The sequence below is a fragment of the Ignavibacteria bacterium genome (genome assembly GCA_016873775.1).
Classification (GTDB): Bacteria; Bacteroidota; Ignavibacteria; order UBA10030; family F1-140-MAGs086; genus JAGXRH01.
Genome location: VGWC01000113.1, coordinates 1 through 4384, shown reverse-complemented (window position 1 = coordinate 4384; position 4384 = coordinate 1). Strand labels below are relative to the sequence as shown.

General features: G+C 39.6%; 4 protein-coding genes. All 4 read right to left on the bottom strand.

Features of this window, described 5'->3' with window-relative positions; genetic code table 11:
- Positions 1 to 167: 167 nt before the first annotated feature.
- The 4 genes from FJ218_10900 to FJ218_10885 all read right to left on the bottom strand — a co-directional run bounded on the left by FJ218_10900 (position 168) and on the right by FJ218_10885 (position 4359).
- Positions 168 to 1016, bottom strand: a complete 849-nt coding sequence (locus tag FJ218_10900; protein ID MBM4167409.1) for an FAD-dependent thymidylate synthase — start codon at positions 1014 to 1016, stop codon at positions 168 to 170.
- Between the two features lie 57 nt (positions 1017 to 1073).
- Positions 1074 to 2327: a peptidase T gene (gene pepT, locus FJ218_10895; protein MBM4167408.1), complete on the bottom strand. Its 1254-nt coding sequence runs from the start codon at positions 2325 to 2327 to the stop codon at positions 1074 to 1076.
- Positions 2328 to 2507: 180 nt separating this feature from the next.
- Positions 2508 to 2723 carry a hypothetical protein gene (locus FJ218_10890; protein MBM4167407.1) on the bottom strand — a complete coding sequence of 72 codons (216 nt, stop codon included), beginning with the start codon at positions 2721 to 2723 and terminating at the stop codon, positions 2508 to 2510.
- A 361-nt stretch (positions 2724 to 3084) separates the two neighbouring features.
- On the bottom strand, positions 3085 to 4359 hold the full coding sequence (locus FJ218_10885; protein MBM4167406.1) for an adenosylhomocysteinase: 1275 nt from the start codon (positions 4357 to 4359) through the stop codon (positions 3085 to 3087).
- Positions 4360 to 4384: the final 25 nt, after the last annotated feature.

The window sequence follows — 4384 nt, the reverse complement described above, 5'->3', positions numbered from 1 at the left end:
CTCGACGGTCCATTTCACCAGTGGCATATTCGCTGCCCAAATGATAACGACAAGAAGTAAAATAAAATCTGCGGAAAGGTTGCGGAAGGATTTTTGCATTGTGTCATTCCCACGAAAGTGGTAATCTATTTTCAATTTTTGGATTCCCGCTTACGCGGGAATGACAATTACCGGGTTACTCTTTTCATTTTTTCTCGAAACTCTTCCGCTTCACGTTTGCCCAAACCGAATTGTAACAACTCATCATCAGAAAAATCTTTTTTATTGAGAAGAGTTTTCAACACATTCATTTCGAGGCGAGAAAATTTTTCTGATTTCAAAATGTAATCCTCAAATGCTTCAAAAGCAATCGGTGCAATGCATTTTGTAATTTCAGCCATTGCTTCTGAATACACTCGGATTTCGTATTGCGCATGTTCATCCAATCGTAATCGGAGAAAGTGAAACAAGTTGTGCAAATCAATTTTCCAATACCATTCCGTATAAAGAGAAAGCGGAAGATTGATGCGGGCAAGTTCGCGAGCGATGTTAAGTTCTAAATATTGTTCATAGTTCTTGTAGGAAGAAGTTTGCTCGGAAAGAAGTTCGTCAATTATTTGCTGACGAATTTCGGGCGCAACATCATTTTCATCACGTCCTTGTTTATTTTTTGAACTTTGAAAATGAATCGCTTCGAGCGCGGGAACATAAAACTCATCTTTCATTACCGAATATCGCCCGGAGTATTCATTCACGTTTGCGGTTCGATGGCGAATCCACTGACGCGCAACAAAAATTGGAAGTTTGCAATGAAATTTTAATTCCACCATTTCAAACGGCGTTGTATGAAGATGACGCATTAAATATCTAATCAAACCTCTGTCTTCATTTACCGTTTTTGTTCCAGCACCGTATGAAACTCTCGCCGCTTGCACAATAGATTCATCTCCTCCCATATAATCAACGAGACGAACAAATCCTTTATCGAGGCATTTGAATTCTTTATCGAGAATTTCTTCGTTCTTCGGCTTTTGAATTTATTACTCTGGACATAAGAGATGTGAGATATGGGGAATAAATTTTTCTACGCAAATCTATTTCGCTTTCTCCGCAAAAACCTGCACCAAATGCACAAGCATCTCGACAGTTTTCTCCAAACCTTTTTTAGAATTAAATTCTAACTTTCCGTGAAAATTTTGTCCACCGGTAAAAAGATTGGGACACGGCAAACCCATATATGTCAAACGCGAGCCATCTGTTCCTCCGCGAATGGGACGAAGATGCGGATTCAATCCTGCACGACGCGATGCTTCCATTGCGTTTTCAGTAAGTTCAGGAAAATCCTTCAACACTTCTTTCATATTTTTGTATTGCTCTTTCACGGTCATTGAAATTTTCACGTCGGGAAATTTTGCTTGCGTTTCTTTCACCATATCGTTGAGCATTTTTTCTTTCTTGTCTAAACCGCTCATATCAAAATCGCGCAACAACACTTTCATACTCGATTGTTCAATATCTGCAACGCCGCCGTACGGATGAACAAAACCAACGCGCTTCTCTGTTGTTTCCGGCAACATATCTTTCGGAAATCGGGCAACAAAATCGGAGAACGCATACATCGAGTTTATCATAATTCCTTTCGCTGTTCCGGGATGCGTTGACTTTCCTTGAAACGTAACGGTTGCTTGACGAGCGCTCCACGTTTCATCAGAAATTTCTCCGAGTTCTTCACCATCAACGGTGTAAGCAAATTTTGCGCCGAATCCTTCCACATCAAATTTACTTGCGCCGTTGCCAACTTCTTCATCGGGAGTAAATCCGATTTGAATTGTTCCGTGTTTGATGTGCGGGTTTTGCATAAGAATATCAACGAGTGTCATTATTTCTGCGCAACCGGATTTATCATCGGAGCCAAGCAGCGTTGTTCCATCGGCAGTAATAATATCATCGCCTTTCAATTCTTTTAAATAAGGATTTTTCTCGACTGTAATGACAAGCGATTTATCATTCGGAAGAATGATGTCGCTTTTGCCGTCGTAGTTTTTGTGAATAATCGGATTTACATTTTCTCCGCTCACTGCCGGCGAAGTATCCATATGCGAAATCAAACCAATCGCCGGAACTTTGGAATTATCGGTAAGATTTCCGGGAATTGTTGCGTACACATAACAATTATCGCTCACTCGAACATTGTGCGCGCCGAGTTCTTTCAACTCTTTTGCAAGTAATCGCGCGAGATTGAATTGCTTTTGTGTGCTGGGAACCGTGTCCTGGTCTTCCTTCGATTGCGTATCAATTTTTACGTAACGAAGAAATCTGTCGAAGGCAGTTTCTTTGGGTGGCTTCATTTGAGAAAAAGAAAAGTGAAAAAATAAAAACGAAATGATGAGTGAGAAAAAAATGTTTTTCATAATGCATATAGTTTTTAGTGTCATTGAATCTTAAAAAAGTAAAAATGCAAATATCAAAAGAGCGAATACAATTTCAATTTTTGCATTATTTTATTTGATGTTAAAAATAACTCAATTTCATATTGCTTCAAATTGATGATTCACTTTTAAGTATTGCTTCGTCAATTCTTTTCTACGAGGAGTGCGTGTTTCATGAATAGGTAAATCTTTCTGGACAAACTCTATCGTTGAACCGTTTGGAATGTCATCAATTATACTCGGCTCTTTAATTACTTGACGAAGAAAATCAAATGTAAGTGTGATGTTTCGTTCTATGGTTTCATTCTTAGTCATATTAACTTTTTAACTTTTTTGAATATCGTTGTTTGTAAAAATTCCATCGGTCTTTAATGTCTTGCTCTATATAGAGTAAAGCATCTTCCAAGTTTCGTATTGAAATAGTTTGCTTTTCTTTTTCTCTCGAAGGTGAAAGAACGTCTCGGTGAAAAAATCCGTGTGCACAATCGTAACGAATAATCGGAGTCCATTTACTATTGAGAAACTATTCATACTGAACAACAATATCAATTACATTTCCGTTGTCAGTCGTAATTTTCATTCGTATCCGTTCTGTTGTTTCAGAATCAAGATACTTAAAAAATTCTTTTTCGCGTTTCATTCTGTTGTCATTTCAATCCGGAAAATAACAACAATGCTACGTTCCAGCAGAATAATCGCTTGAGTACACAATTTGTTCTTTCGTTAGTTTATCAATGCTGTGTCCCATTGTTTTGAGTTTCAACATTGCGAGTTCCTGGTCTTGCTGGTTAGGAATATCGTGAACAGTGTTTTCCAATTTAATTCCTTTCTTGTGTGCATTCACTAATCGTAATTGCGAAAGAAATTGATTCGCAAACGACATATCCATTACTTCCGATGGATGACCTTCTGCTGCGGCGAGATTTACCAAACGTCCTTGCGCGAGAAGATAAATGCGGTTTCCATTTTTCAAAACGTATTCTTCATTATCGCTGCGCACAGTTCGTTTCGATTTCTTCAGCGATTCCAAATCGGGAATATTGATTTCGCAATCGTAATGTCCCGTGTTGCAAACAATCGCGCCATCTTTCATTTTTTCAAAATGTCTTTTCACGAGAATATCTTTTACTCCCGTTGCAGTAATAAATATGTCTCCGATTTTTGCGGCATCATCCATTTTCATTACGCGCATTCCTTCAAGCGTTGCCTTGAGTGCGGCAGTTGGTTTTACTTCTGTTGCAATCACGTTTGCGCCAAGTCCCTTTGCTCGCATCGCAACACCTTTTCCACAATGTCCGTAACCGGCAATCACGACATTTTTCCCCGCAAGCAAAACACTCGTCGCGCGCAACACACCATCAAGCGTAGATTGCCCCGTTCCGTACACATTATCAAAATCCCATTTTGTTTCCGCATCGTTCACTGCAATCACGGGATAACGAAGCGCGCCATCTTTTGCCATCGCACGAAGACGATGAACACCGGTTGTTGTTTCCTCTGTTCCGCCAATGACGGTTGCGCACAGTTGCTTGTATTTGTTATGCACCGTGAAAATTAAATCCGCGCCATCATCGAGCGTGAGATTGGGTTTGACTTCTAAACATTTATCAATGCACCAGTAAAATTCTTTTACGTTCATTCCGTGCCACGCGAAAATTGAAGTGCCATTTGCCGCAAGCGCTGCAGCAATTTCATCTTGTGTCGAAAGCGGATTGCATCCAGACCAGACAATGTTTGCGCCGCACGCTTTGAATGTTTCTACAAGCACTGCGGTTTCTTTTGTTACGTGCAAACATCCCGCAATCGTATAACCTTTGAACGGTTTTGTTTTTGAAAACGTGTTGCGAATGTTCATCAAAACGGGCATGCGTGATTCTGCCCATTCAATTTTTTTTCTTCCTTCCGATGCAAGTTTAATATCGGCGATTTTGAATGTTTTTGTTTGTGTCATTAAGTAGTTGAGTATGTGAGTAGTT